1 protein-coding gene is annotated in these 457 nt (G+C 57.5%); it reads right to left on the bottom strand.

Features of this window, described 5'->3' with window-relative positions:
- A partial coding sequence (locus tag AB1462_RS31975; RefSeq protein ID WP_367249101.1) for an NAD(P)-dependent oxidoreductase occupies nucleotides 1-442 on the bottom strand: 442 nt, incomplete at its 3' end.
- Between the last annotated feature and the right edge of the window lie 15 nt (nucleotides 443-457).

The raw sequence follows: 457 nt of genomic DNA, 5'->3' as shown, positions 1-457 counted from the left end.
CGTGATCGCCCATGTAGAATACGCTTTTGCAATAGCTCAAGAACACTGGGCTACTTCGCTCGGCGACGTCCACTGAGCCACCGACGAATGTCGTCAATCGACGTTCCTCCGCGCCGGAGCGACCACCGCTCACCGGCGAGTCCAACGCGTTTATTCCTTTCATCTTGCAAAGCTCGGCCACACGCGCAGCGTGTCGCGGCTGTCCGGTTCCGTGATTGATGATGACGGCATCAGCTCTAAGGCCCGCGATCAACCCTGATTGCAGAACCTCCAGCACATCTTCATCGCTGCGAACGCAAAGCGCCACGAATTCACATTGTTGAGCAAATTGTTCCAAGTTCTTATGCTGGGTGTGCTGCACGCTGCTTAACTGAGCATAAGACGCTGGGTTGCGCGCCCATACATGCAGATCGTGGCCGGCCCCGGCTATGGCCACCGCCATCGGCAACCCCTGATC

Origin of the sequence: Pseudomonas sp. SB113 (genome assembly GCF_040754745.1) — a bacterium.
In the GTDB taxonomy this organism is placed as follows: domain Bacteria; phylum Pseudomonadota; class Gammaproteobacteria; order Pseudomonadales; family Pseudomonadaceae; genus Aquipseudomonas; species Aquipseudomonas grimontii.
The sequence above is the reverse complement of the archived record's forward strand: the minus strand, read 5'-3'. Positions and strand labels throughout refer to the sequence as shown.